This is a genomic window from Alsobacter sp. P4_H11, assembly GCF_056400925.1.
In genome coordinates this window covers 595,528-621,168 of sequence record NZ_JBFUKI010000001.1, presented here as the reverse complement: position 1 = coordinate 621,168, position 25,641 = coordinate 595,528, and the positions used below count along the sequence as shown (strand labels likewise).

The following is a 25,641-nucleotide window of genomic DNA, read 5'->3' as shown; positions in this document are numbered from 1 at the left end:
CGTTCGGCCTGCGATCCGCTAAGCTGACTTCTCCCCCGTTCAAAGGCGCCCCAATGCCCCGCGGCCTCGACCATCTCGTGCTTCCCGTCCACGACCTCGACGCCGCCGGGCGCTTCTACGAGGCGCTCGGCTTCGTGGTCGGCGCGCGCAACCGCCATCCCTGGGGGACAGAGAACCGCATCGTGCAGTTTCCGGGGGTTTTCCTGGAGCTGATCACGGTGGGCGAGGGCGCGGCGATCGAGCCGCATCAGCCTGGCCGTTTTTCGTTTGGGGCTTTCGTGCGCGACAGCCTCGCGCAAGGCCATGGCTTTGCGATGCTGGTGCTGGAGTCGACGGACGCAGCCGGCGACCAAGCGGCCTTCGCGGCGTCGGGAATCGGCGGGTTTGAGCCGTTCTTTTTCGAGCGCCAGGCGCGCCGGCCGGATGGCTCTGAGGCGCGGGTCGCCTTCAGCCTCGCTTTCGCGCAGGACGCGCTGGCGCCGGCGGCGGGCTTCTTCGTGTGCCAGCAGCATGAGCCGCAGAACTTCTGGAATCCGGCGTTCCAGCAGCACCCGAACGGCGCGCTCGCGGTGGAAGCTGTCACCATGCTGGCCGAGAACCCGTCGGCGCATGCCGAGTTTCTCTACAAGTTCACGGGCGAGCATGACCTCGTGTCCAACTCGGCCGGGATCATCGTCCACCTGCCGCGGGGGCGGATCGAGGTGGTGTCCGGCGCAGCCCTCGCGTTCCACACGGGCGTGCGGCTGCCCGAGGAGCCTGCGCGGCTGGTCGGGTTCACGGTGGCGGTAAAGAGCCTCAGTACGGTTGCGGAGCGCGTCCGCGCGGCGGGCTTGCCGCACAGCGTGGTCGGCGCGGCTGTTGTGCTGCAGCCCGAAGCGGCGTTCGGCGTGGTGGTCAGCTTCGTGGAACGGGCTGGGTGAGGCGCATGGACCGCGAGCCTTCAGGCTCGCATTCCTGCGTCATGGCCGAACATCCCATGCGAGCCTGAAGGCTCGCGGTCCAGGTTACTCCGGGAAGCGGAAGCTCTTCACCGATTTGGTCGGGAAATCGAACAGCTTGCCGGTCTCGGTCCAGGCCGGGGAGGCCATCTCGACCAGATGCGGCGCGAGATCTTCGGGCGTCTGCAGCGACATCGGATCTTCGCCCGGCATGGCGGTTTCGCGCATGCGGGTGCGCAGCGGGCCGGGGTTCACCAGCATCACCTTGATGGGCGTGGTGGCGGTCTCGGCCGCATAGGTGCAGCCCAGCGCGTCCACGGCGGCCTTGGAAACCGCGTAGGGACCCCAATAGGCGGTGCGCTTCCAGGATGCGCCGGAAGACATCAGGATGGCGCGGCCGGCGTCGGAAGCGCGCAGCAGCGGGTCCAGCGAGCGGAGCAGGCGCCAGTTCGCGGTGACGTTCACGGCCAGCACGTTGTCCCAGTCCTTCGGCTCCACATGGCCGAGCGGCGTGATGGGCCCGAGCACGCCGGCGTTGCCGAGGAAAATGTCGAGCTTGCCCCAGCGCTCGTGCAGGGCCGCGCCAAGCCGGTCCAGCGCCGGGAAGTCCTTGATGTCGACCGGGACCAGCGTCGCCGCGCCGCCCGCGGCGCGGATCTCGTCGTCCAGTTCCTCGAGGGCGCCCTGGGTGCGCGCGATCGCGACCACATGCGCGCCGGCGGCCGCGAAGGCGAGCGCGGCGGCGCGGCCGATGCCGCGGGACGCGCCCGTCACGAGCGCGATGCGGTTCTCGAGAGGCTTCGACATGGTCAGGCGATCATCCGACTTCGGCGAGGATGGGGATCTGTTTGGGGCCTTCGCCGACGAGGTCCGTGACCGGCGTCGGGTAGTCGCCCGTGAAGCAGTGGTCGGTGTATTGCGGGCAGGAATCGTCGCGCCGGGTCTGCCCCATGGCGCGGTAGATGCCGTTCACGGAGAGGAAGGCGAGGCTGTCGCAGCCGATATACTTGCGCATCTCTTCGAGCGTGTGCGTGGCGGCCAACAGCTTGTCGCGCTCGGGCGTATCGATGCCGTAATAGTCCGGGTGCGTGATCGGCGGGCTCGAGATGCGGAAATGCACCTCCTTGGCGCCGGCGTCCCGCATCATCTGGACGATCTTCACCGAAGTCGTGCCGCGCACGATCGAATCGTCGATCAGCACGATCCGCTTGCCGTCCACCACGGCGCGGTTGGCCGAGTGCTTCATGCGCACGCCGAGCTCGCGCACCGACTGCGTCGGTTGAATGAAGGTGCGGCCGACATAGTGGTTGCGGATGATGCCGAGCTCATACGGGATGCCGGAGGCCTGCGCGAAGCCGAGCGCGGCCGGGACGCCGGAATCCGGCACCGGGATCACGACGTCGGCGTCGATCGGGGCCTCGGCCGAGAGCTCCGCGCCCATGCGCTTGCGCACGTCGTAGACCGACTTGCCGTGGACCATCGAGTCCGGCCGCGAGAAATAGATGTACTCGAAGATGCAGGGCCGCGCGCGGACCGGCTTGAACGGCTTGAACGACTCGATGCCGTCCTCCGACGCCACGATAATCTCGCCGTTCTCGACGTCGCGGACGAACTTGGCGCCGATGATGTCGAGCGCGCAGGTCTCGGACGCGAAGATCGGACGGCCGTCGAGGTCGCCCAGGACGAGCGGGCGGATGCCGAGCGGATCGCGGGCGCCGATCAGCTTCTTGTTCGTCATCGCGACCAGCGAGTAGGCGCCTTCGAGCTGCGCCAGCGCATCGACGAAGCGGTCCATGAAGCGCGCCTTGCGGCTGCGCGCCACGAGATGGAGGATCACCTCGGTGTCGGAGGTCGACTGGCAGATCGCGCCGTCGCGCACGAGCTGGCGACGAAGCGTCAGCCCGTTGGTGAGGTTGCCGTTATGCGCCACCGCGAAGCCGCCGCTGGCGAGCTCGGCGAAGAGCGGCTGCACGTTGCGCAGGATGGTCGCCCCCGTGGTGGCGTAGCGCACATGGCCAATGGAGCATGAGCCCTGCAGGCGCTCGATCGTGGCGAGGTCCGAGAAGGTGTCGCCGACGAGGCCCAGCGCGCGCTCAGAGTGGAAGCGCTTGCCGTCGAAGGACACGATGCCGGCGGCTTCCTGGCCGCGATGCTGCAGCGCATGAAGGCCAAGCGCCGTGATGGCGGCGGCGTCTGGATGGCCGTAGATGCCGAACACGCCGCACTCCTCGTGCAGGCGGTCGGCCTCGGGGTCGAACACGGCGGCTCCGGGAGCTTCGAAATCCATGTGGTCACGACGGGTCATCGCGGTCCTCATCCAAGCGTGATCCGCGCAGGGCGGGGGCGCTGCGCGGCGGCTCGTTTTCGTGGTCACCAACTCGGGCAAGGCCGGCTCGCCCGGTCTCATCCCATTCGCTCCCGGTGAACTCTTGTTCTCGCAGCCGGAGGCTGCGTTCGCGCCCGGTTCTCAGCGCGTCGTTTTGGCAGGGGCGGGGGCCGATCCGGCCGCCGTCTCGATCAACTGCTGCAGGCCTTGTTGCTGCGTCTTCTTATAGGAGGGGGCCTGCTCCGTCTCCGTGCGTTTCTGGGCGGGCGGCGTTGCGCCCGGAACAGAGGGAGCCGGAGGCGTGGTCGGCGCGCCGGGCGCGGCCGGGGGCTCGCTCGGGTCGCCGAGGTCCTTGTTCTTGTTCCGGAGCTTCTGGAGATAGCCCTCCGGATCCTCGGGGAGAAGACCCACTATATAGTCACCCGTATCCTTCAAAACAGGCCGCATCTTGGCGTTGCGGATCCAGTCGGGCTGCTGCTTGTCGCCGACCAGCTTGTCAAAGAATACGAAGGCGATCACGGCGATCAGCAGGCCGCGAGCGGCGCCGAACAGAAAGCCAAGGGTGCGATCCAGCGCGCCGATCTTGGAGTCGAGGATCAGGTCCGAGATCTTCACGGTCAGGAACGAGACCAGCACCAGCGTGATCAGGAACACGGATGCGATCGCGGCCGCGAGCGCCAGCTGGGCGTTGCTGATGTATTCCTTGGCGTAGGGAAGCACCAGCGGGTGCAGCGCATAGGCGGCGGCCGCGGCCGCGATCCAGGAGCCGATCGCCAGCACCTCGCGGGTGAAGCCCCGCACGGCGGCCAGAAGGGCGGAGATGAAGATCACGCCCAGGACCACGAGGTCGAGCGGTGTCACGGGGATCTGGCTCATGAGACCTTCAACTCGGCGGGAATCCGTTGCAATTCGACCGTCTTATAGCGGCGCAAGGCTCTAGCGTCACGCGTCTTCCGGGTCACGAGCCTTGCGCGTCCCCGACCTTTTCGCGCTTGCGGCTATTCCGGCCACAAGATCGGCCACATCGCCCGCCGACAGCAGCTGAATCGGTGGCTTTCCGGCGCTCTCCATGCCGGCCTTCGGCATCATCGCGGAGGAAAAGCCAAGCTTTGCGGCTTCCTTCAGCCGGGACGCCGACTGGCTGACGGGACGCAACGCGCCCGTGAGCCCGATCTCACCCATGTAGACGCGGTCCGGCGCGAGCGGCGCCTGGGCGAGGGACGACACCAGCGCGGCGGCGGCCGCGAGGTCGGCTGCGGGCTCGTTGATGCGAAGTCCGCCGGCGACGTTCAGGTAGACGTCATGCTGGCCGAGCTTCAGGCCCGCATGGGCCTCCAGCACGGCGATCACCATGGAAAGGCGGCTCTGGTCCCAGCCCACCACCGCGCGCCGCGGCGTGCCGAGCGAGGTGGGGGCCACGAGGGCCTGGAACTCCACGAGGAGCGGGCGGGTGCCCTCCATGCCGGCGAACACGGCCGTGCCCGGCGAGGCGGTGTCGCGCCCGGCCAGAAACAGCGCGGACGGGTTGCCGACCTCCGACAGGCCGAGCCCCGTCATTTCAAAGACGCCGATCTCGTCAGTGGGGCCGAAGCGGTTCTTCACCGCCCGGAGGATGCGGAAATGGTGCGCGCCGTCGCCCTCGAAGGAGGCTACGGCGTCCACCATGTGCTCCACCACGCGGGGGCCGGCGATCTGCCCGTCCTTGGTGACGTGGCCAACCAGGATCAGCGCCGCGCCGCTCGTCTTGGCGTAGCGGATCAGGAGCTGGGCCGAGCCGCGCACCTGCGTGACCGTGCCGGGCGCGGCCTCCACGGCCTCGGTCCACATGGTCTGGATCGAATCGATGATCACGAGCTTGGGGGCAGGACCCTGCGACAGCGTCGTGATGATGTCCTCGACGCTGGTCTCGGAGGCGAGCTCCACCGGCGCCTTGCTGAGGCCGAGCCGCTCCGCCCGCAGGCGCACCTGGCCGACGGCCTCTTCGCCCGAGATGTAGACGACGCGGTGGCCCTTGTTGCTGAGCGCCGCGCAGGCCTGCATCAGCAGCGTGGACTTGCCGATGCCGGGGTCGCCGCCCAGCAGGATCACGGAGCCTTTCACGAAGCCACCGCCCGTGACGCGGTCGAGCTCGGCGATGCCGGACGCGATGCGCGGCGCCTCGGGCTCGCTACCGGTCAGGCCCTCCAGCGCAAAGACGCGGCCCTTGCCGCGAAGGCCCTTCGGGGCGGAGGAACCGCCCGGGAGGGGAGCCGCGCCGGCTTCCTCCGCGATGGTGTTCCATCCGCCGCAGGCGTCGCAGCGACCCTGCCAGCGGCCATAGACCGCGCCGCAGCTCTGGCACGCATAGGTGAGGGATCTCTTGGCCATCGAGACGTTCAGTCCACGTAGCGCCGGGCGTGGCGGCGGCCCAGGGAGGTGAGGATCTCGTAGCCGCTCGCGCCGGCGCGGGCCGCGACGTCGTCGACCGTGATCTCGGCGCCAAGGAGCGACACGGCATCGCCGCGCCCGAGGTCGCCGGGCGCCTCGGTGACGTCGATCGCAATGAGGTCCATCGAGACCCGGCCGGCGAAGGGGCAGCGGACGCCGGCCACCATGGCGTCGGCGCCCGGATGCGCGTCGGAGGACGATGCAGCGCGCGGATAGCCGTCGGCGTAGCCCACCGAGATCACGGCGATGCGCCGGCGGCCCCGGGCGGTCCACTGGGCGTTGTAGCCCACCGTGTCGCCGTGCTCGACGAAGCGCAGTTGCACGATGCGGCCTTCGAGGCCGACCACGGGGCGCATGGGGTTGGGGCGGCCGGGCTGCGGGTTGCCCCCGTAGAGCGCATAGCCAGGGCGCATCAGGTCGTGGTGGGCCTGTGGGCCCAGGAACACGCCGGACGAATTCGCGAGGCTGCCGGGCAGGGCTGGGAAGGCGGCTCGCAGCGTGGCGAAGTCCTCGATCTGGCGGGCGTTGATCGGGTTCGCGGGCTCCTCGGCGCTAACGAAGTGGGTCATCAGAAAGCTGATCGGACAGCCTTCCAGCCCGGCTTCGCCCATCTCCAGCGCCTGCGCGACCGTAAGGCCGAGGCGGTTCATGCCCGTGTCGACGTGGAGCGCGGCTGCGAGATCCAGCGATTCGGCGCGCGTGAAGGCCGCCCATTCGGCGATCTCTTCGGCGGAGCCCAGCACCGGCCGCAGGCGGTCGGCCGCATAAGCGGGGGCGGTTCCGGGCAGCAGCCCGTTGAGCACGTAGATGTCGGCGTAGGGCGCCGCAGCCCGTGCGCGTTTCGCTTCGGCAAGGTGGGCGACGAAGAAGGTGCGGCACCCGGCGCGCGCCAAGGCGGGGACGGACGCCTCGATGCCGGTGCCGTAGGCGTCCGCCTTGACGACAGCGGCGCATTCGGCGCCCGGCGCCATGCCGGCGAGCATGCGCCAGTTGGCCTTGAGCGCCCCGAGGTCGACGGTGAGCACGCCGCCGGCCTCGCGCAGCGGCGGGCCGGATGCAGCCGGGTCTCTGCTCATTCCATGCGCTCGGGCAGGTGGTCTTCGGCGGCGAGGTTGGAGAAGCGCGTGATCTCGGCCTCGAAGTGGACAGGCACGGTGCCGGTGGGGCCGTGGCGCTGCTTGCCGATGATCACTTCGGCGCGGCCGTGGATCTGCTCCATCTCGGCCTGCCACTTGAAGTGTTCCTCGGTGCCCATCTTGGGCTCCTTGTTCTTGAGGTAGTACTCCTCACGATACACGAAGATCACCACGTCGGCGTCCTGCTCGATGGAACCCGATTCGCGTAGATCGGAGAGCTGTGGCCGCTTGTCGTCGCGGTTCTCGACCTGACGCGAGAGCTGCGAGAGCGCGATGATCGGAACCACGAGCTCCTTGGCGAGCGCCTTGAGGCCGGTGGTGATCTCGGTGAGTTCCTGCACGCGGTTCTCGCCCTTCTTGGCGGATGCCGAGAGCAGCTGGAGGTAGTCGACCACCAGAAGGTCGAGGCCCTTCTGGCGCTTGAGGCGGCGTGCTCTCGCGGTGAGCTGCGCGATCGAGATGCCGCCGGTGTCGTCGATGTAGAAGGGGCAGCGCTCCATCTCGCGGGCCGCGTTGGCGACGCGGGCGAAGTCCTGCTCGGAGATTTCGCCGCGGCGGATCTTGTAGGAGGCGACGCCGGATTCCTCGGCGATGAGGCGGGTGGCGAGCTGGTCGGCCGACATTTCGAGTGAGAAGAAGCCGACAATGCCGCCTTCGATGCGCTTCATGTGCCCGTCTGGCTGGCGCTCGCCGCGGTAGTCCTTGGCGACGTTGAACGCGATGTTGGTGGCGAGCGACGTCTTGCCCATGCCGGGACGGCCGGCGAGGATGATCAGGTCGGACGGCTGCAGGCCGCCCATCATGCGGTCGAGGTCGCTGATGCCGGTGGAGATGCCCGAGAGCTTGCGGTCGCGCTTGAAGGCTTCCGCCGCCATGTCGATGGCGCTGCGCAGCGAGTTGGAGAAATTCTGGAAGCCGCCTTCCGTCTGGCCCGATTCGGCCAGCTCGTAGAGGCGCCGCTCGGCCTCCTCGATCTGCTTGCGCGGCGATTCGTCCACGGCAGCGTCATAGGCGAGGTTGACCATGTCCTCGCCGATGACGATCAGGTTCCGCCGCATCGCGAGGTCGTAGATGGTGCGGCCGTAATCCTCGGCGTTGATCACCGTGGTGGCCTCGGCGGCGAGGCGCGCGAGGTACTGGCTGACCGTGAGGCCGCCAAGGTCCTGGTCGCCCACGAAAGTCTTCAGCGTGATCGGCGTCGCCACCTTGCCGGTGCGGATCAGCGACTGAGTCACCTCATAAACGCGCCGGTGAACCTCCTCGGAGAAGTGGATGGGCTCCAGGAAGTCCGAGACGCGGAAATAGGCCTCGTTGTTGACCAGGATCGCGCCAAGTAGGGCCTGCTCGGCCTCGATGTTGTGCGGAGCCGTCCGGTATTGGGGAGTGGGCTCGGCCAAGGGCCGAACCGCGAGCTGGTTCGCTGACGCCATGTGATTCGCTGTTCCGAGATGGCGGGAGCTTACCACCGCCCGCCGCCCGGATGACATCGCATGGTTGCCGCAGCCGCGGGAGTGCGCGGGGGTACTTAGTCCGGCGATCCACAGGGCCGGCGAAGATTGTTGCGGACGAAGCGCGCCGGCCTTGGCTGTGGCGAGATTGCTGCAGTCGGACACGCGGGTATGATGGCGGATTGCCCGGTTGCTCCGGGACGTATATATTTTTTGTACGGTTTGGATGATCATCTCGTTTCGGGATCGACGCACCGAAGCCCTGTTTCGTGGGAACATTCCGAAAGGGGTTCCGCACGAGCTGGCGCGAAGGGCGTTGAACAAGCTCATGCTGATCGACACGGTGACGCGGGTCGAGGATCTCAGGGTCCCACCCGGCAATCGACTTCATCCCCTGACCGGCGATCGCCTGGGTCAATGGGCGGTCAGCGTCAACGACCAGTTTCGCCTGTGCTTCGTCTGGCGAGACGGAAATGCGTACGACGTCGAGTTGGTTGACTACCATTGAGAGGAGATTGGCGATGGCGCGAACGCTACCCGTTCCTCATCCAGGAGCGCTGCTCCGGGAGGAATTCCTCGAACCCATGGGTCTGAGCGTGTATGCGCTGGCGAAGGCCATTCACGTGCCGCGCAGCCGGATCAACGAGATCTGCCGCGAGCGCCAGGGCATCAGCGCCGCGATCGCTCTCCGGCTCGGCCGCTACTTTGGCGTGGACCCTCAGTGGTTCATGAACATGCAGGCGCGCTACGACCTGGACGCCACGGCTGAAAAGCTGGGAGCCGAACTCGACCGAATAGAGGCGCGCTGAGGCTCACGAAAAAGCCCGGCTGTTTCCAGCCGGGCTCCATCTTACGGCTGCGAGCCGGAGATCACATGTCTTCGCCGGACTCGGCCAGCGCAGCGCCGATCTCGAGGCCGAGATCGTCCATGTTGGTCTCTTCGCGGCCCTGCAGCACGCTCTCGCCGCGCGACTGGCGCTCGGCTTCCTCGGGGCTGCGGGCGACGTTGATCGTCACCGTGATCTCGACTTCCGGGTGCAGGTGCACGGGCACCTTGTGCAGGCCGATGGCCTTGATTGGGGTGTTGAGCTCGATCTGCTGCTTGCTGACCGTGAAGCCGCCCGCAGTCAGGATGTCGGCGAGGTCGCGCGCCGCGACCGAACCGTAGAGCTGGCCCATCTCACCCGCCGAACGGATGATCGTGAAGCTCTGGCCGTCGAGCTTCTCGCCGACGCCGGCGGCCTCGGAGCGAAGCTCGAGGTTGCGGGCTTCGAGCTGTGCGCGCTGCGTCTCGAACTTCTCGCGGTTGCCGGCGGTGGCGCGCAGCGCCTTGCCGCGGGGCAGCAGGAAGTTGCGGGCGTAGCCGTCCTTGACGCGGACGACTTCGCCCATCTGGCCAAGCTTGGCGACGCGCTCGAGAAGAATGATTTCCATGGTGGTTGCTCCTTTGATTGGTGATGTCAGATCGACGCCGGCGGGGCCGGCGGAGGCGGTGGATTCTTGGCGAGCCGCTTGGCGCGCAAGCCGAGAAAAGCGTCAGCGACGCCCAGAAGCGCGTAGATCAGCGCCGGCCAGCCCGGCAGCATGATAAAGGCCGCATAGACGCCGCTAAGCACGCCGACACGGCCGGCGAGGCCCTGCGTGAGCACGTGGATGACGGCGAGGCCCTGCAGGCAGTAGGCCATCAGCAGCGACGCCGCGAGCGAGCGAGCGCCGAGCCCGGCGAAGCCTTGCAACGCCACGCCAAGCGCGCAGGACGCGCCGAACACGAGCAGCGCGACGCGCGGCAAGGTCGCGGCCGGCAGGTAGGGCCAGGGCCGCGGCAGGCGTCCTGAGGCGCGCGTGACCCGGGCGGCGGCCCAGACCAGAAAAGCCGAGCTCGCGACTCCGATGGCGGCGCTGACCGGCGGCGCGATCACGGCCATGAGCTGCGCCAGATCGGCGCTCGACCGGCCGCTTTCGCCGGGCACGCCGTCCACGTCCGTGCCGAGGCGGCGCAGCACGTCCAGGATTTGCTCAAAGGCGCGCAGGAAGGCGGCGTAGTCGCCGCGGCCGATCGAGACGGAAACGGCCGTGGTGAGAACGGCGGACAGGACGGCCATCCACATCAGGAGGCGGCCGATCGGGTACCACTCCAAGGCGCCGTTTTCATCGCGCGCCAGCAGGCACAGATAGGCGAACCACCAGGCCGGCGCGGCGACGCTGAGCGCAAAGGCGAGCCCTGCCTTCACGGAGAAGAGCAGCGCCACGAACGCGAAACCGCACGCGGCGGCGACGAGGCCGGCGCGGTGGTTCCAGCCGAGAGCGGCGAGGATCACCGGTAGGGGGGCGACGAAATACAGGAGAACGGCGAGCGGGTTCCCGGTGGTGATCACCGCGAACAAAAGGGCGGAGGCCAAGCCTGCGCCGGCGCCAATGCCGAAAATCGCATTCATTCTGTCGAGCTGTCCCGCGTCATGGCGACGGGTTAGGGGAGGCGGCTCCCCAACCACCCCGACGACGGCTCATCCGGCATCGGGCGACTTCGAAAAGGGACGCCGGCCCGGGGGTCGGCGTCAGGAGCCTCAAGCCGCGGCCCGGAGGCCGCGGCGAAGCAGGATCACGCGATCACGTAAGGCAGCAGGCCCAGGAAGCGGGCGCGCTTGATCGCCTGGGCGAGCTCGCGCTGCTTCTTGGCCGACACGGCCGTGATGCGGGACGGGACGATCTTGCCGCGCTCGGAGATGTAGCGCGACAGCAGACGCGTGTCCTTGTAGTCGATCTTCGGCGCGTTGGGGCCGGAGAACGGGCAAGTCTTGCGACGGCGGAAGAAGGGACGACGGGCGCCAGCGGCGGACATCAGACGGTCTCCTCAGCAGGGGCGTCTTCACGACGGGGACGGTCGGAACGGGGAGCGCCGCCAGGACGGCCGCCAGCGCCACCGAAGCCGCCGCGATCTCCGCCACGGCCGCCGAAGCCGCCGCCACGACCACCGAAGCCACGGTCGCCACGATCGTCACGATCGTCGCGGTCGCGCTTCTGCATCATCGCGGACGGGCCTTCCTCGTGCTCCTCGACCCGGATGGTCATGAAGCGCAGGATGTCCTCGTTGATGCCCATCTGGCGCTCCATCTCGGCGATGGCCGCCGGCGGGGCGCTGATGTTCAGGAGCGAGAAATGAGCCTTGCGGTTCTTCTTGATCCGATAGGCGAGGGACTTGACGCCCCAGTACTCGACCTTGTCGATCGTTCCGCCGAGACCCTCGACGACGGACTTGAACTGTTCCGTCATGGTCTCGACCTGCTGCGCCGTCACATCCTGACGCGCCAGGTACACATGCTCGTAAAGAGGCATAAGCTCTTGGCCTTTCCATACTCGAACGCTTCCGGCGCGAAGCCCTTCGGGCCACGAAAGGCCCGAGTGGGAATACCGAAGGCGGAGACACGGGAAGTCGGGGCGAGCCCTGGGTGCGCGAACGCACGCCCTTCCGTTCAGCCCCCGGCCGGAAACTGCGAAGGCGGCTGTGTACAGGCAGCAACCCGCGGACGCAAGGGGCGGCGGCCGGAAACATTGGTTATGCTGGCCGCCCCGCAACAGCCTGGATGGGCGCCATGCTCGATCACGTTTCCATCACGGTCTCGGATCTCCGGCAAGCCGAGCGGTTCTATGACGCCGTGATGGAGGCGCTCGGCGTCGAAAAGGTCGGCTCGACCGACAACTGGATAGGCTACGGCCAGCGCTGCGACAGCGAGCAGCCCGACCTATCCTATCTGGCGATCAAGCCCGGACCGCCGCCGGGTTTCGCGCAGGGCCGCCATTGGTGCTTCAAGGCGCCCGATCGCGCCGCCGTGGACGCGTTCTGGAAGGCCGGAACCGGGGCAGGGGGAGCCGACGACGGACCGCCGGGCCTCCGGCCGCAGTACCACGCGCACTACTACGCGGCGTTCCTCCTCGATCCGGATGGCAACCGAGTGGAGGCCGTATGCCACCGGGCTGATGGGTGAGGGGGACCACAACGATCCCTCATCCTGAGGAACATCGCTTCTTGGCGATGTGTCTCGAAGGACGAGGGACTCCAGAGCGTATGGCCTTGCGGCCAGATGGATCCCCTCGTCCGTCGAGACGCAGGCCCAAGTGGGCCTGCTCCTCAGGATGAGGGGCGTTGGGGGTTCTGGGCGAATGATTTAGCCGAGCACCCGCGCAGGGTTTCCCACCGCCCGTGCGCCTGCCGGGACGTCCCGGGTAACCACTGCGCCCGCGCCGATCACGGCCCCGTCGCCGATAGTCACACCGGGCAGAATCAGCGCGCCGCCGCCGATCCAGACATCGGCGCCGATGGTGATCGGGCGGCCGAACTCGAGGCCGGTCGCGCGTGTGGCGGCGTCACGCGGATGATCCGCCGTCAGGATCTGGACGCCGGGGCCGATCTGCGTACGGTCGCCGATCCGGACCGCGACCACGTCCAGGATCACGCAGTTGAAGTTCATGAAGGCGCCGGCCCCGATCGCGATGTTGAAGCCGTAGTCGCAATGGAAGGGAGGGCGGATCACGGCGCCGTCGCCCACCGTCGCGAGGCGCTCGCGCAACGCTTTTGCGCGGATGTCGGCCGCAGCGCCGAGCAGGCCGTTGTAGCGCGCCAGCCAGCTCTGGCAGGCGGCCATGTCCTGCTGCAACTCGGCGTCGGCGGCGTCGTAGAGCTCGCCTGCGAGCATCTTCTGCTTCTCGGTCTGCATCGCGTTCTCTTTCCCAAGGGCCCGGCCGATAATGGGTTCGGCTGCCGAAGCGTTCACTGCGCCCCGCCGCGCTCGCCCTTGACAGCCCGCGCCGGCGCGTGCCTTTCGGCGCCCAGAAAACAGGACGCCCGAGGAGACGCACCATGACCGTGGCATTCACCTTTCCGGGGCAGGGCAGCCAGGCCGTCGGGATGGGCAAGGCGCTCGCCGAGGCGTTTCCGCAGGCCCGCGCGGTGTTCGACGAGGTCGACGCCGCGCTGGGGCAGAAGCTCTCGGCCGTGATGTGGGAGGGCCCGGAGGCCGACCTCACCCTCACGGCAAACGCCCAGCCGGCCCTGATGGCCGTCAGCATGGCGGTGATGCGCGTGCTGGAGGCGGAAGCCGGGCTCGACCTCGCCCGCGACGCCGCCTATGTGGCCGGCCACTCGCTGGGCGAATACTCGGCGCTTTGCGCCGCCGGCGCCTTCACGATCGCCGACACCGCGCGGCTGCTGCGCATCCGCGGCGACGCCATGCAGAAGGCCGTGCCGGCCGGGCAGGGCGCGATGGCGGCGCTGCTCGGGCTCGATTTCGCGGCCGCGACCGCCGCCGCGGCCGAAGCCGCCCAGGGCGAAGTCTGCCAGGCCGCAAACGACAATGGCGGCGGCCAGGTGGTGGTGTCCGGCTCGAAGGCAGCCGTGGAGCGCGCCTGCGAGATCGCCAAGGCGAAGGGCGCGCGCCGCGCCGTGATGCTGCCGGTGTCCGCGCCCTTCCACTGCGCGCTGATGCAGCCCGCCGCCGACGCCATGCAGGAGGCGCTCGCGACCGTGGACATCCGCCAGCCGGTCGTGCCCGTCGTCGCCAACGTGCATGCCGAGGCGATCCTGCAGCCCGAGGCGATCCGCGCCTCGCTGGTCGCGCAGGTGACCGGGACGGTGCGCTGGCGCGAATGCGTGGCCTTCATGAACGCGCACGGCGTCACGACCTTCTACGAAATCGGCGCCGGCAAGGTCTTGAGCGGGCTGGTGAAGCGCATCGCCGAGGGAGCCGAAGGCCTTCCCATCGGAACGCCTGACGACATCGCCGCCTTCAAGGCCCGCCCGCGCGCCTGAACCGCCCATCACGACGGAGATCACCATGTTCGACCTTTCCGGCAAGACCGCCCTCGTGACCGGGGCTTCGGGCGGCATCGGCGGCGCCGTGGCCCGAGCGCTGCACGCGCAGGGCGCGACGGTCGCGATTTCGGGCACGCGGCGCGAAGCCCTCGAGGGCCTCGCGGGCGAACTCGGCGAGCGCGTCCACGTGCTCACCGCCAATCTCTCGGACAAGGACTCCGTGGAGGCGCTCGTGCCTGCCGCCGAGAAGGCCATGGGCCAGCTCGACATCCTGGTGAACAACGCCGGCGTGACGCGCGACAACCTGTTCATGCGCATGAAGGACGACGAGTGGGACGCGGTGATCCGGGTCAACCTCGAAGCGTCGTTCCGGCTGATGCGCGCCGCCGTGAAGGGCATGATGCGCAAGCGCTGGGGCCGCATCGTCTCGGTGACGTCCGTGGTCGGCACGACCGGCAATGCGGGACAGGGCAACTACGCTGCGTCCAAGGCCGGCCTCGTGGGCATGTCGAAGTCGCTCGCCGCCGAAGTGGCGAGCCGCAACATCACGGTGAACTGCGTCGCGCCGGGGTTCATCGAGACCGCGATGACGGACGTGCTCAACGACAAGCAGAAAGAATCGATCCTCACGACCGTCCCGATGGGCCGCCTCGGCACGGCCGCCGAGATCGGCTCGGCGGTTGTTTATCTGGCAAGCCAGGAGGCGTCGTACGTCACCGGTCAGACGCTGCACGTCAACGGCGGAATGGCAATGATTTGAGATAAATCGCCTCGTATTTTCACGTGCCTTCTGAGGGTTTCGGCCCTCTCGCCAATGAAAATAAAGTATGTTACTCACCCCTCAGGTCCATTGGGGGGCTTGACGGCGCCGACCGCTGCGGCGTTTGAGGGACCACCCGGGGCAGCTGACTTTCGCCGGTCGGCGTATTCCGGCGACCCCACGACAATCCGGACCGTAATCGCGGAACGGCAGTCCAATTCCGGTCGAGACGGCAAAGGCCGCGCGACCTGCATGAACGAGGTTGAACACATGAGCGACATCGCCGCCCGCGTGAAAAAGATCGTGATCGAACACCTGGGCGTCGAGCCGGAGAAGGTGATCGAGAGCGCCAACTTCATCGACGACCTCGGCGCCGACTCGCTCGACACGGTCGAGCTGGTGATGGCCTTCGAGGAAGAGTTCTCGGTCGAGATCCCGGATGACGCCGCCGAGACGATCCGCACGGTCGGCGACGCCGTGTCGTTCCTGGAGAAGAAGGCCGCGGCCTGATCGCTAGCGGTTTGTAAGAAACGGACTGGTCAGCATGCGGCGCGTCGTCGTCACGGGACTCGGGATGGTGACGCCGCTCGGCTGCGGCGTTGAACCCACCTGGAAGCGGATCCTCGAAGGCCGGAGCGGCGCACGCCGCATCGAGAACTTCGAGGTCGGCGACCTCGCGTCCAAGATCGCCTGCCAGGTGCCACGGGGCGATGGCTCCGACGCCACCTTCAATGCCGACCAGTGGATGGATCCCCGCGATCAGCGGCGCGTCGATGACTTCATCGTCTTCGGCGTCGCCGCTGCGCGGCAGGCTCTCGAGGATTCGGGGTGGAAGCCCACGACCTACGAGGAGCAGACCACCACGGGCGTGCTGATCGGCTCCGGCATCGGCGGCATCGGCGGCATATACGACGCCTCGATCACGCTGGCCGAGAAGGGCCCGCGCCGGATTTCTCCCTTCTTCATTCCCGGGCGCCTGATCAACCTGGTTTCCGGCTATGTGTCGATCGAGCATGGCCTCAAGGGGCCGAACCACGCGGTGGTGACCGCCTGCTCGACCGGCGCGCACGCCATTGGCGACGCGGCGCGGCTGATCGCGTTCGGCGACGCCGAGGTGATGGTCGCGGGCGGCGCCGAGTCGCCGATCAACCGCCTGTCCATGGCGGGCTTCGTCGCCTGCCGGGCGCTTTCCACCAATTTCAATGACGAGCCAACCCGCGCGTCGCGCCCCTATGACAAGGCCCGCGACGGCTTCGTGATGGGCGAGGGCGCCGGCATCGTGGTGCTCGAGGAGTTCGAACACGCCAAGGCCCGCGGCGCGCGGATCTACGCCGAGATCATCGGCTATGGCCTGTCGGGCGACGCCTATCACATCACGTCCCCGTCCGAGGACGGAGACGGCGCGTTCCGCTGCATGTCGGCGGCTTTGAAGCGCGCCGGCATCTCGCCGGCGGACGTCGACTACATCAACGCGCACGGCACCTCGACGCCGCTGGGCGACGAGATCGAGCTCAAGGCCGTTGAGCGGCTCGTGGGCAACGCTGCGAGCGAGCTCGTGATGTCATCCACCAAGTCGGCCATCGGCCACCTGCTGGGCGCCGCGGGCGCGGTCGAATCGATCTTCTCGATCCTGGCGATTCGCGATCAGGTGGCGCCGCCCACGCTGAACCTCGACAATCCGTCGGTCGAAACGTCGATCGACCTCGTGGCCCATACGGCGCGGCCGCGGAAAGTCGACATTGCGCTGTCCAATTCCTTCGGATTTGGCGGCACCAACGCGTCCGTGGTGTTCAGGCGCTACGCCGCCTGAACGTTCGTCGGGGACGTTTCACAACCCGCGCTCACGTCCGCTTGCGCCGGACCCGCCCTTTCGCCACATTCGGCGCTAAGGTCCGTGCTCCCGCGCGGGTTTCGCGCATCTGTGAACAACCGCGTTCCTCCAGCCTTGAACGGATCCATGGCCGAACCGACTGACGACCTGTTCAGAGCCAATGAGCCGGACGGTGAATTCAAGAAGCCCTTCGTGCCCAAAAGCCCAACGGAAGCGATCCAGCCCGTGACGCCGCCGCCGCCGCCTCCCGTGGCCGAGCGGCGCCGCAGGCCGCTGGTCAACGTCCTCAGCGGCTTCCTGTCGCTCATCATGGTGGTCGCCCTGATAGCGGGCGGCGCCTTGTTCATGGGGCGGACCGAGTTCTACGCGCCCGGGCCGCTGGCGGCCGACAAGATCGTGGTCGTGAAGGGCAGTTCGGGCGACGTCGCAGACCAGTTGGCCAAGGAAGGCGTGATCGACCACCCGAGCCTGTTCCTGGCGGGCCTGCACCTGATGCGCAAGGCGTCGCAGCTGAAGGCCGGCGAGTATGTGTTTCGCCAGCACGCCAGCCTGGGCGACGTCATGGACACGCTCGTGGAGGGCAAGTCCGTTCTCCATTCGGTGACGATCCCGGAGGGGCTGACCTCCCAGCAGATCGTCGACCGGCTGAACGAGAACGACATCCTGACAGGCGAGATCTCCGGCCTGCCCAAAGAGGGCACGCTTCTGCCCGACACCTACAAGATCGCGCGCGGGATGACGCGCCAGCAGCTGATCGACCGGATGCAGCAGGACCAGGCGCGCGTACTGCGCGAGGTCTGGAGCCGCCGCTCCAACGAGGTCGCGCTCAAGACGCCGAACGACCTTCTGACGCTGGCGTCCATCGTCGAGAAGGAAACCGGCCGTGCCGACGAGCGGACGCGCGTGGCGGCCGTTTTCCTGAACCGGCTCGGCAGGAACATGAAGCTGCAGTCCGACCCCACCATCGTTTACGGGCTGGTGCAGGGCAAAGGCACGCTCGGCCGCGGCATCCTGCGCAGCGAGATCGAGCAGCCGACCCCTTACAACACCTATGTGATCCAGGGCCTTCCGCCCGGTCCGATCGCCAATCCGGGTCGCGCCGCTCTCGAGGCGGTCGCCAATCCGTCACGGACCAAGGAGCTCTATTTCGTCGCCGACGGAACGGGCGGCCATGTGTTCGCGGAGACGCTCGACCAGCACAACCGCAATGTTGGCCGCTGGCGCCAGCTGGAGGCCGACCGCAAGGAAGCCGCCGTGGACGCCGCGCCGGCGGCAGCCAAGGACGGTCCGGCGGCGCCTGACGGTGCGCCGAATGGAGCTCCGGCCGCCGCCGGCGCAGTTGGGCCGCTCAAGCCGGGTGCGAAGCCGCCGACAAAGCCCGGGGCCGCCCCGACCGCGCCCGGCCTGCCTCCCAGCGCCAGCGCGCTTGCTCCAGCCGGGCCGCGCGGCAATCTCGACGCCGTTGCGGGCACCCCTAAGGATCCGCTGGCCAACAAGACCTTCGACCTGAATTCGCCGAAGCAGGTTCCGACGCTGCGCCCCTGAGGTCCTGGCGCGGCGCATGCTACGCCTCAATGGGCGTCGCCGCCGGGCGGGCGCTTGCCGCAGCCGGTCCTGCGCCGTAAACAGCGCCAACGCAGTTATTGCAGCCGGATGACGCATGGCGCTCGCAAGCATGACGGGCTTCGCCCGAGAAGTCGGCCAGACCGGCCCCTGGCAGTTCGTCTGGGAGCTCAAGACGGTCAACGCCAAGGGTCTCGACGTGCGGCTCAAGACGCCGCCGGGTTTCGAAGCCCTCGCCGAGGAGGCACGCTCGCGCATTGGCAAGGCCATCCAGCGCGGGACTTGCTTCGCGTCGCTCGCCGCTTCGCGCGAATCCGCCCCGCCGATCGCCCGCGTGAACACCGCGCTGCTCGATTCGCTCGTGGAGGCGCTCGCCCCCTATGACGGGCGCTTCGGCCTGCGCGCGCCCTCGGTGGGCTCGCTCCTGTCCGTGCGCGGCGTCGTCGACGTGGTGGAGCCCGAGGAGGATCCGGACGCGGCGGTCGCCAGCGGCGCGGACATGCTGGCCGCCCTCGACCGGGCTCTCGCCTCTCTGGTGGAAACGCGCCGGGAGGAGGGGCGGGCGCTGGCCGACCTGCTCGCCGCCCGGATCGACGCCATGGCGGCCCTCGCGGACGCGGCCGACGCATGCCCGGCGCGCAAGCCCGAAGCCGTGAAGGCCCGGCTCTCGGAGCAGATCGCCGCCCTGATCGACGCCTCGAAGGGGCTGGATCCGAACCGCCTCCACCAGGAGGCGGTGCTGCTCGCAGCCAAGGCCGACATCCGCGAGGAGATCGACCGCCTGCGCGCCCATGTGGGCGCGGCGCGCGAGCTGATCGGCAAGGGCGGGCCCGTCGGTCGCCGGCTGGACTTCCTGGCGCAGGAGTTCTCGCGGGAGGCCAACACCCTCTGCGCCAAGGCGAATGACGTGACGTTGACGGTGATCGGCCTGGACCTCAAGACCGAGGTCGAGCAGTTTCGCGAGCAGGTTCAGAATGTCGAGTGAGACCATGACGGCGCAACTCGCCAACGACACCGTCAACCGCCGTGGCCTGCTGCTGGTGCTGTCGTCGCCCTCGGGCGCGGGCAAGACGACCCTGACGCGCCTGCTGCGCGAGCAGGAGCCGAGCCTGACGCTCTCCGTGTCGGTGACCACGCGGCCGAAGCGCTCCAGCGAGGTCCACGGCGTCCATTACCGCTTCATCGGCATCGACGAGTTCACGGAGATGCGCGACCGGGGCGATCTGCTGGAATGGGCGGAGGTCCACGGCAACTTCTATGGCTCGCCCCGGCGCGAGATCGACAAGGCGTTGGCCGGCGGCCAGGACATCCTGTTCGACATCGACTACCAAGGCGCCATGCAGGTGCGCGAGAAAGCGGCCTCGGACGTCGTCAGCATCTTCATCCTGCCGCCGTCCATCCCGGAGTTGAAGAACCGCCTGGAGCGCCGCGCCGAAGACAGCGCGGAAGTGATCGCCCGCCGGCTCAGCGCCGCCAAGACCGAGATCGATCGCTGGCGCGATTACGACTACGTGCTGGTCAACGACGATCTCGAACGCACCTTCGGGCGCCTGCGCGCAATCCTGGTCGCCGAACGCTTGCGCAGGGACAGGCAGACCGGTTTGCCGGATTTCGTGCAGGGGCTTTTGAACGACCTTTGAGGGATTTTGCTCGCGCGTTCACTTGCGGTCACGCGTATCCGCGCCTTTTGGTTGAGTTGCCTTAAACCCCTCCCACCGGACATTTGGGCTCGTTACGCCACGGCGGGCCCGCCTCCGTGGCTCCCCCCGGGCCGGTTCGGAGAGCTGAATGGCGACCAGTGACGCAAGCGCAAGATTGAGTGTCGCCCCTGCGGAGCGGCGGGGCTCGGCCGTGTTGGACGCCGAGACCGCGCATTTCCCGGCGCTGCAGGGCCTGCGCGTCCTGATCGCTCTCACGATCATGGCGAACCACTGGTCGGATCACGCCTATGAGAACCTGATCCCGCAGCAGCAGATCACGATCGACATCTTCTTCATGATCGAGGGCTTCCTGGCCGCTCACCTGCTCGGGCAAAGCCGCGCAACCAAGATGAGCCTCATTGGCCACCGCCTGCTGGAAATCTACCCGCTCTACATCCTCGGACTGCTGGCCGGCGTCGCCGCCGTTCTTGCGTGGCCCGAACTCCGCGTGGGCTGGTCCGACGCGAGCATGGTTCCATCGGCGCTCGTTGGCGTGATCGGCCTGCCGGTTTTCTCGGTGGGGGCCGAGGGCGCGGTGTACCCGTTCAATTGGCCGAGCTGGGCGCTGCTTCTGGAGTTCTGCGTCTTTGCGCTACTCTGCCTGGCGTGGCCCCGCTTAAGCGTCAAAGGGCTGGCGCTTGCGGTTGGGGGCGTGGCGATAATCCACGTGGGCGCTTATCTGGTGTTCCGGGACCTGAATATGGGCTGGCGCACTACCTACTATGCGGGCGGCTTTGCCCGTGTGTGCTTCGGTTTCGGACTCGGCGCGCTGCTCTACCTAGGTAGCCGGGGGTGGGCGTGGCGCATTCCGCGTCTTCATCCGCTGGCGCTATATGCGGCCTATCTCGCCATCCTGTTCATCAGGGTCCGCTTCGTCGGTCTGCCGTTGCTGCTGGTCGCGGCCCCCGCTCTCGTGCTCCTGGCGAGCGTCAGCCGCGCGAGCGGTCGGCTCGATGCCGTTTGCGTGGCGTGCAGCCACTACGTCTACGGGATCTACTTTCTCCATTTTCCCGTGCTGGTCGCGTTCAAGGCCGCCGCCGCCAGGCAGGGCGCCGAGCCGTGGGTCGCGAGCCCTTCGAGCTTCGTGCTGGCCACCGCGCTGGTGGTGGGAGCGGCCTATCTGGCGACCCGCTTCTATGACGCGCCCGTGCGGCGTTGGATCGCGGGCGCGCTCTGGCCCAGGGAGCGCGCCGCCTGAGGGCGGGCGCCGCACGCTCAATCGCAATCGCGCATCTCGCGCCAGAGTCGCGCCAGGGCGACGAAGCCCTCGACCGGGACGGTTTCGGCCCGCGCGGTGGGGTCGAGCCCGGCGGCGTCGAGCAGGGGGGCAGGGTCGCGCACCAGCGTCTTGAGGCTTTGCCGCAGCATCTTGCGGCGCTGGCCAAACGCGGCCGCGGTCACGGCCGCAAGGTCCTGCGTCCGGCACGGCAGGAGAACGGTGCGCGGGACGAACCGGACGACAGACGACGTCACCTTTGGCGGCGGCGTGAAGGCGCTGGGCGGAACGTCGAACAGGATCTCGGCTTCGGTGCGCCAGCCGCAGAGGACGCCGAGGCGGCCATAGTCGACCCGGTTGTCCGTGGTGGCGACGATGCGCTCCGCCACCTCGCGCTGGAACATCAGCGTCAGGCTCTCGAAGAACGGCGGCCAGGGCTCCGCCTCGATCCAGTTCGTCAGCAGCACCGTGCCGATATTGTAGGGCAAGTTGGCGACGATCCGGACCGGCGAGGCCGGGGAGGCGCGATGCTCGGCCGCCAAGGCGGGCCAATCGGCCTCCAGGGCGTCGCCCGCGATGACGACGAGGCGGCCCGGGTAGCGGGCCTGGATTTCGGCCAGCGCGGGCAGGCAACGTTCGTCCCGCTCCACCGCGATTACGCGCGCGGCTCCGCCGGCCAGCAGGGCCCGGGTCAGCCCGCCTGGGCCGGGACCCACCTCGATGACGGTGACGCCCTCCAGCGGCCCCGAGGAGCGCGCGATCTTGCTGGTGAGATTGAGGTCGAGCAGGAAATTCTGGCCCAGCGACTTCTTGGCCGCGAGCTCGTGCACGCGGATGACGTCGCGCAGGGGCGGGAGGTCGTCGACGGCGCTCATGCGGTGAGCCGGCCGGCCAGCCGCAGCGCCGCGATCAGGCTGTCGGGGCGCGCCACGCCGGTTCCGGCGATGTCGAAGGCGGTGCCGTGGTCGGGCGACGTGCGCACAAAAGGAAGCCCCACCGTTACGTTGACGCCATCGTCGAAGGCCAGGGCCTTGATCGGGATCAGCGCCTGGTCGTGATACATGCAGATCGCCACGTCATAGGCGGCCCGCGCGCGGGCGTGGAACATCGTGTCGGCCGGCAGCGGCCCGCGGACGTCTAGCCCCTCGGCCCGGAGCGCCTCCACGGCCGGGCGCACCACGGCGTCGTCTTCGAGGCCGAGCGCGCCGTTCTCGCCGGCGTGCGGGTTCAGGCCCGAGAGCGCCAGGCGAGGATTGCGCACGCCAAAGCGCTCGCGCAGGTCGCGCGCCGTGATCAGCGCCGTGTCGACGATCAGCTCCGTGGTGAGCGCAGCCGGAACGGCGCTGATCGGGATGTGGATGGTCACCGGCACCACGGCCAGCGTCTCCGACCAGAGCATCATCACGGGCCGGGGCTCGGGCCCGCCCCAGAAGCGGGCCGCCAGGGCGGCGAGGTATTCGGTGTGGCCGGGGTGGCGGAACCCCGCCTCGTAAAGCACGGATTTGGCGATCGGGTTGGTGACGACGGCCGCGGCGCGTCCCGCATGGACGAGTTCCACGGCCCTGTCGATCGACGAGATGGTTCCCGCAGCGGTGTCCGGCGAGGCCGCGCCGGGCTCGGCGTCGACGGGGGCGCAGCCGGCCAGAACCGGCAGGGCCGTCGAGAAGGCCGCCACGGCCTCCTCGGGCTCCACGACGACGAGCGGCGCGTTCACGCCTAGCCGGGCGGCGATGCGGGCGAGGAAACGGGGATCCGTCGCGATCGCAAAGGGCGGCAGCCCATGCGCGTCGCGAGCCAGCCAGGCCTTCAGGGCGAGTTCCGGACCGATGCCGGCCGGATCGCCCTGCGTGAGGATCAGCGGTTGCTGGTGTGCCGGCGCCATCGCCGTCCCCCGATCGGGGCCTCGGCGGGCCTCACTGCGTGATGCCGTCCGTCGTGACCGTGGTCTGGTTGTAGGAGTAGCTCGCCGAGCCCAGCGTGCGCAGCTCGAGGCGCAGCAGCACGGTCTGGACGCGCTCCTTGGTGCCGTCGGCGGCGGTCTGCTTGCTCGAGTTCTGGTAGACGATGCCGAAGGTCGTGCACTCGTCGTGGTAGCCCGCGCCGAGCGATATCGCGCCGATGCCGACCGGGTTCGAGGTCTGGTAGCCCTGGACCTGGTAGAAGCGCTCGGCCGCGTGGCGGCTGAGATCGATCAACACGCTGCCCTGCACGTACCAGTTGGGCGTGATGTCGTAGCGCGCCGAGGTCGAGATGCCCTCGCGCTTGGTGAAGAGGCCGAGGCTCGGCTGCGCGGCGTAGCGGGCGTAGATGATGCTGGTCGCGAGGCTGCCGAAGGTGGCCTGCGCCTGCACCTCGACGCGCTTCAGCGCGAAGTCGCTCTCGTTGAAGCGCGAGCGGGCCGTCACGGCGATGTTGGAGGTCGGCGCGATCTGCAGGCGAGAGACGAAGTCGGAGCGCTGCGAATCGAGCCCGGAATCCCAGCCGGTCCGGGTCAGGTCCGGGTTGTTGTACGAGTTGCGGCCTGCAACCTGATAGGACTGCCCGAACAGCGCGCTGACATAGCCGCCATTGTTCATCGTGAAGGTGTACTGCGCGCCGACATTGGCGCGGGTGCCGCCTTCGGTGCGGTCGTAGCCCGAGAACTTCGTGGTCTCGAACAGGTTGGTGTCGTCGAACACGAGGCTCTGCGAGTCCTCGTTGACGATCTTGCCGACCTGCGTCTCGTTCGGCCGGGCGATGATCTGGCCGATCGGCTCGATCACATGCGTGCCCCAGCTCGTGTCGGCCACGAACGGATAGCGGTAGGTCAGGCCGACAGCCGGCATGCCGCGGAACACGGCGTCGTCGCTGGTGTCCAGGAAGTTGGGCAGCGAGCTGTTGAAGTAGCCGCTGGTCTCGGGCGACTTGAACAGAACGTCGCCGCGGGCCGACAGGAACGGCGTCCAGCTCTCGCCGAGCGGATCGATGAAAGTCCGGCGCCAGGACACGTCCGCGGTCAGGCGCGTATAGGTGCCGGCCGGGCCGCGCACAAAGCACTTGGCCGGGTTGAACTGGCCGGGCGCGCAGCTGTCATAGAGGCTGATCGGCGTGCCGTTGGCCGTGTAGCCGATCGGGAACAGGTAACGCCCGGGCGTGACGCCGTTCTCCTGAACCAGGCTCTGGTAGTCGGTCTGCGACCGCGTCAGGCTGGTGAAGTTCGCGTTCACGGTCAGCTCGCCGCCAAGCACGCTGGGCGTGAAGCGGCGGTCATAGTCGATCACCGGATGAACGACCGGCTGCACCTTCTGCCAGTCGGCATAGGACAAGCCGCGGAAATAGAACGCGCGCGCGTCGAACCAGCTGCGCTGGCCCTGGCCAGTCAGGTAGAGCGTCGACGTGGTTTCGCGGAAGCCCAGCGTGCTGAACGCCGAGATCGCGTTGGCGTTGGCGTAGCCGCGATATTTGTAGTTCTGGTAGAACCACTTGTCCGAGGACGCAGCCACGTCCCAGCCCCACACCCACTTGTCGTTGAGCAGGAACTTGCCGCGCGAATCGATCGCGCCGCGGAAGTCGCGGTCGCCCGCCCCGTAGGGGGGCTGCAGGAAGGCGTGGGGGTCCTGCTGGAAAATGCCGGTCGCCCGGACGTTGTAGCTGCCGTTGATGAGACGGTGACGCCATTCCACATCGCCGAGCACGCCCTGGCGGGTGAGGAAGGTCGGCGTGATCGTGAGATCATAGTTGGGCGCGAGCGCCCAGAAGAACGGCGTCGCGACGCCGTAGCCGATGGCCGATGACGCCACGTAATGGGGAGCCAGGAAGCCGGTCTTGCGCTTCACGGTGTTGTCGGGCGCCGAGAAGAACGGCACGTAGGCGATCGGCACGCCATAGAACTCGAGGGTCGCGTCCTCGTAATAGACGGTCCGCTCTTCGTTCTTGTGGATGATGCGCTTGGCCCGCACCTGCCAAAGCGGCGGCTTGCTCGGGTCGTCCTTGCAGGCGTCGCAGGCCGTGTAGGTGCCGTGCTCGAAGACGGTGGTTTCGCCGCCCGTGCGTTCGCCGCGCGGGGCCACGAAATGCGTCTTGTCGATGGTGTCGACGCGCAGCGAATCGATGAAGCCGTCCTTGAAGTCGCCCGTCAGCTCGAACTTGCTGCCGTAAACGATCTGGCCGGTGGCCTCGGTCATCTTCGCGTTGCCTTCCGCGTAGACGCGGTTGTTGGCGCGGTCATACGTGACCTTGTCGGCTTCTAGCACGCGGCCCTGGTAGTAGAGCTGCGCGTTGCCGATGGCCGAAACGGTGTTCTTGTCCTTGTCGTAGACGAGCTCGCGCGACTCGACCGCCAGGCGGTCCTTCTTGTCGTTCGCCTTCTGGGTCTTCTTGGCGAGCATGTCGGTCAACGTCTGCGCCACGGGCGCATCGGTCCAGGAGACCGGCCCGACGCTCGCAATGCCGACGGCCAGAGCCGCAATCGTATTACGTTTCAACATGCTCGAACCAAGGCGGCCGAAAAA

At 68.1% G+C, this 25,641-nt stretch carries 26 protein-coding genes; 12 read left to right on the top strand and 14 right to left on the bottom strand.

Annotation, left to right across the window (positions count from 1 at the left end; all coding sequences use genetic code 11):
• The first annotated feature begins 53 nt into the window (after positions 1 to 53).
• Positions 54 to 920, top strand: coding sequence for a VOC family protein (locus AC1DSZ_RS02840; RefSeq protein WP_476836862.1), 867 nt, complete (start codon positions 54 to 56; stop codon positions 918 to 920).
• 84 nt (positions 921 to 1,004) lie between these two features.
• On the opposite strand, the gene AC1DSZ_RS02835 is transcribed toward AC1DSZ_RS02840, so the two are convergent.
• The 6 genes from AC1DSZ_RS02835 to AC1DSZ_RS02810 form a co-directional block, all read right to left on the bottom strand.
• Entirely contained in the window at positions 1,005 to 1,745 is a 741-nt protein-coding gene (locus AC1DSZ_RS02835; RefSeq protein WP_476836861.1) for an SDR family NAD(P)-dependent oxidoreductase, read from the bottom strand.
• A gap of 10 nt (positions 1,746 to 1,755) precedes the next feature.
• The gene (purF, locus tag AC1DSZ_RS02830; protein WP_476836999.1) at positions 1,756 to 3,225 is read right to left on the bottom strand and encodes an amidophosphoribosyltransferase; all 1,470 of its coding nucleotides are present in this window, start codon (positions 3,223 to 3,225) and stop codon (positions 1,756 to 1,758) included.
• A gap of 180 nt (positions 3,226 to 3,405) precedes the next feature.
• Complete coding sequence (locus tag AC1DSZ_RS02825) at positions 3,406 to 4,131, bottom strand: CvpA family protein (protein WP_476836998.1); 726 nt, start codon at positions 4,129 to 4,131, stop codon at positions 3,406 to 3,408.
• Positions 4,132 to 4,206: 75 nt separating this feature from the next.
• Positions 4,207 to 5,631 carry a DNA repair protein RadA gene (gene radA / locus AC1DSZ_RS02820; protein ID WP_476836860.1) on the bottom strand — a complete coding sequence of 475 codons (1,425 nt, stop codon included), beginning with the start codon at positions 5,629 to 5,631 and terminating at the stop codon, positions 4,207 to 4,209.
• Between the two features lie 8 nt (positions 5,632 to 5,639).
• Complete coding sequence (gene alr, locus AC1DSZ_RS02815) at positions 5,640 to 6,767, bottom strand: alanine racemase (RefSeq protein WP_476836859.1); 1,128 nt, start codon at positions 6,765 to 6,767, stop codon at positions 5,640 to 5,642.
• Positions 6,764 to 8,257, bottom strand: a complete 1,494-nt coding sequence (locus AC1DSZ_RS02810; protein ID WP_476836858.1) for a replicative DNA helicase — start codon at positions 8,255 to 8,257, stop codon at positions 6,764 to 6,766. The genes alr and AC1DSZ_RS02810 overlap by 4 nt, the downstream gene beginning before the upstream one ends.
• A 244-nt stretch (positions 8,258 to 8,501) precedes the next feature.
• Between AC1DSZ_RS02810 and AC1DSZ_RS02805 the strand changes: the two genes are divergently transcribed.
• Positions 8,502 to 8,783, top strand: coding sequence for a type II toxin-antitoxin system RelE/ParE family toxin (locus AC1DSZ_RS02805; RefSeq protein ID WP_476836857.1), 282 nt, complete (start codon positions 8,502 to 8,504; stop codon positions 8,781 to 8,783).
• A complete protein-coding gene (locus AC1DSZ_RS02800) occupies positions 8,749 to 9,084 on the top strand; it encodes a HigA family addiction module antitoxin (protein ID WP_476836856.1) in 336 nt (111 codons plus the stop codon). Before AC1DSZ_RS02805 ends, AC1DSZ_RS02800 begins: the two co-directional genes overlap by 35 nt.
• 61 nt (positions 9,085 to 9,145) lie before the next feature.
• Here the strand turns inward: AC1DSZ_RS02800 and rplI are convergent, their stop codons facing one another.
• The 4 genes from rplI to rpsF form a co-directional block, all read right to left on the bottom strand.
• Entirely contained in the window at positions 9,146 to 9,709 is a 564-nt protein-coding gene (gene rplI, locus AC1DSZ_RS02795; protein WP_476836855.1) for a 50S ribosomal protein L9, read from the bottom strand.
• Between the two features lie 26 nt (positions 9,710 to 9,735).
• Positions 9,736 to 10,710, bottom strand: coding sequence for a DUF2232 domain-containing protein (locus AC1DSZ_RS02790; RefSeq protein ID WP_476836854.1), 975 nt, complete (start codon positions 10,708 to 10,710; stop codon positions 9,736 to 9,738).
• 164 nt (positions 10,711 to 10,874) lie between these two features.
• Positions 10,875 to 11,114: a 30S ribosomal protein S18 gene (rpsR, locus tag AC1DSZ_RS02785; RefSeq protein ID WP_188518191.1), complete on the bottom strand. Its 240-nt coding sequence runs from the start codon at positions 11,112 to 11,114 to the stop codon at positions 10,875 to 10,877.
• The gene (gene rpsF / locus AC1DSZ_RS02780) at positions 11,114 to 11,608 is read right to left on the bottom strand and encodes a 30S ribosomal protein S6 (RefSeq protein WP_476836853.1); all 495 of its coding nucleotides are present in this window, start codon (positions 11,606 to 11,608) and stop codon (positions 11,114 to 11,116) included. The genes rpsR and rpsF overlap by 1 nt, the downstream gene beginning before the upstream one ends.
• Before the next feature lie 257 nt (positions 11,609 to 11,865).
• Between rpsF and AC1DSZ_RS02775 the strand changes: the two genes are divergently transcribed.
• Positions 11,866 to 12,258: a VOC family protein gene (locus tag AC1DSZ_RS02775; RefSeq protein WP_476836852.1), complete on the top strand. Its 393-nt coding sequence runs from the start codon at positions 11,866 to 11,868 to the stop codon at positions 12,256 to 12,258.
• Between the two features lie 180 nt (positions 12,259 to 12,438).
• On the opposite strand, the gene AC1DSZ_RS02770 is transcribed toward AC1DSZ_RS02775, so the two are convergent.
• A complete protein-coding gene (locus AC1DSZ_RS02770; RefSeq protein ID WP_476836851.1) occupies positions 12,439 to 12,987 on the bottom strand; it encodes a sugar O-acetyltransferase in 549 nt (182 codons plus the stop codon).
• A gap of 143 nt (positions 12,988 to 13,130) precedes the next feature.
• Here AC1DSZ_RS02770 and fabD point away from each other — a divergent pair, with 143 nt between their 5' ends.
• The 8 genes from fabD (at position 13,131) to AC1DSZ_RS02730 (ending at position 21,133) form a co-directional block, all read left to right on the top strand.
• Complete coding sequence (fabD, locus tag AC1DSZ_RS02765; RefSeq protein WP_476836850.1) at positions 13,131 to 14,078, top strand: ACP S-malonyltransferase; 948 nt, start codon at positions 13,131 to 13,133, stop codon at positions 14,076 to 14,078.
• A 25-nt stretch (positions 14,079 to 14,103) separates the two neighbouring features.
• On the top strand, positions 14,104 to 14,841 hold the full coding sequence (gene fabG / locus AC1DSZ_RS02760) for a 3-oxoacyl-[acyl-carrier-protein] reductase (protein WP_476836849.1): 738 nt from the start codon (positions 14,104 to 14,106) through the stop codon (positions 14,839 to 14,841).
• A 270-nt stretch (positions 14,842 to 15,111) separates the two neighbouring features.
• Positions 15,112 to 15,351, top strand: coding sequence for an acyl carrier protein (locus AC1DSZ_RS02755; protein WP_188518185.1), 240 nt, complete (start codon positions 15,112 to 15,114; stop codon positions 15,349 to 15,351).
• 34 nt (positions 15,352 to 15,385) lie between these two features.
• A complete protein-coding gene (gene fabF, locus AC1DSZ_RS02750; protein WP_476836848.1) occupies positions 15,386 to 16,651 on the top strand; it encodes a beta-ketoacyl-ACP synthase II in 1,266 nt (421 codons plus the stop codon).
• Between the two features lie 147 nt (positions 16,652 to 16,798).
• Positions 16,799 to 18,217, top strand: coding sequence for an endolytic transglycosylase MltG (gene mltG, locus AC1DSZ_RS02745; RefSeq protein WP_476836847.1), 1,419 nt, complete (start codon positions 16,799 to 16,801; stop codon positions 18,215 to 18,217).
• Between the two features lie 115 nt (positions 18,218 to 18,332).
• Complete coding sequence (locus AC1DSZ_RS02740; protein ID WP_476836846.1) at positions 18,333 to 19,220, top strand: YicC/YloC family endoribonuclease; 888 nt, start codon at positions 18,333 to 18,335, stop codon at positions 19,218 to 19,220.
• A gap of 4 nt (positions 19,221 to 19,224) precedes the next feature.
• Positions 19,225 to 19,875, top strand: coding sequence for a guanylate kinase (gmk, locus tag AC1DSZ_RS02735; protein WP_476836845.1), 651 nt, complete (start codon positions 19,225 to 19,227; stop codon positions 19,873 to 19,875).
• A 148-nt stretch (positions 19,876 to 20,023) separates the two neighbouring features.
• Entirely contained in the window at positions 20,024 to 21,133 is a 1,110-nt protein-coding gene (locus tag AC1DSZ_RS02730) for an acyltransferase family protein (protein WP_476836844.1), read from the top strand.
• Between the two features lie 17 nt (positions 21,134 to 21,150).
• Here AC1DSZ_RS02730 and rsmA read toward each other — a convergent pair whose 3' ends face one another.
• From rsmA to AC1DSZ_RS02715, 3 genes are read right to left on the bottom strand one after another with little or no spacing between them, the layout of a single operon-like run.
• Complete coding sequence (gene rsmA / locus AC1DSZ_RS02725; RefSeq protein WP_476836843.1) at positions 21,151 to 22,026, bottom strand: 16S rRNA (adenine(1518)-N(6)/adenine(1519)-N(6))-dimethyltransferase RsmA; 876 nt, start codon at positions 22,024 to 22,026, stop codon at positions 21,151 to 21,153.
• The gene (gene pdxA, locus AC1DSZ_RS02720) at positions 22,023 to 23,033 is read right to left on the bottom strand and encodes a 4-hydroxythreonine-4-phosphate dehydrogenase PdxA (protein WP_476836842.1); all 1,011 of its coding nucleotides are present in this window, start codon (positions 23,031 to 23,033) and stop codon (positions 22,023 to 22,025) included. The genes rsmA and pdxA overlap by 4 nt, the downstream gene beginning before the upstream one ends.
• Positions 23,034 to 23,064: 31 nt before the next feature.
• The gene (locus AC1DSZ_RS02715) at positions 23,065 to 25,617 is read right to left on the bottom strand and encodes an LPS-assembly protein LptD (protein WP_188518178.1); all 2,553 of its coding nucleotides are present in this window, start codon (positions 25,615 to 25,617) and stop codon (positions 23,065 to 23,067) included.
• Between the last annotated feature and the right edge of the window lie 24 nt (positions 25,618 to 25,641).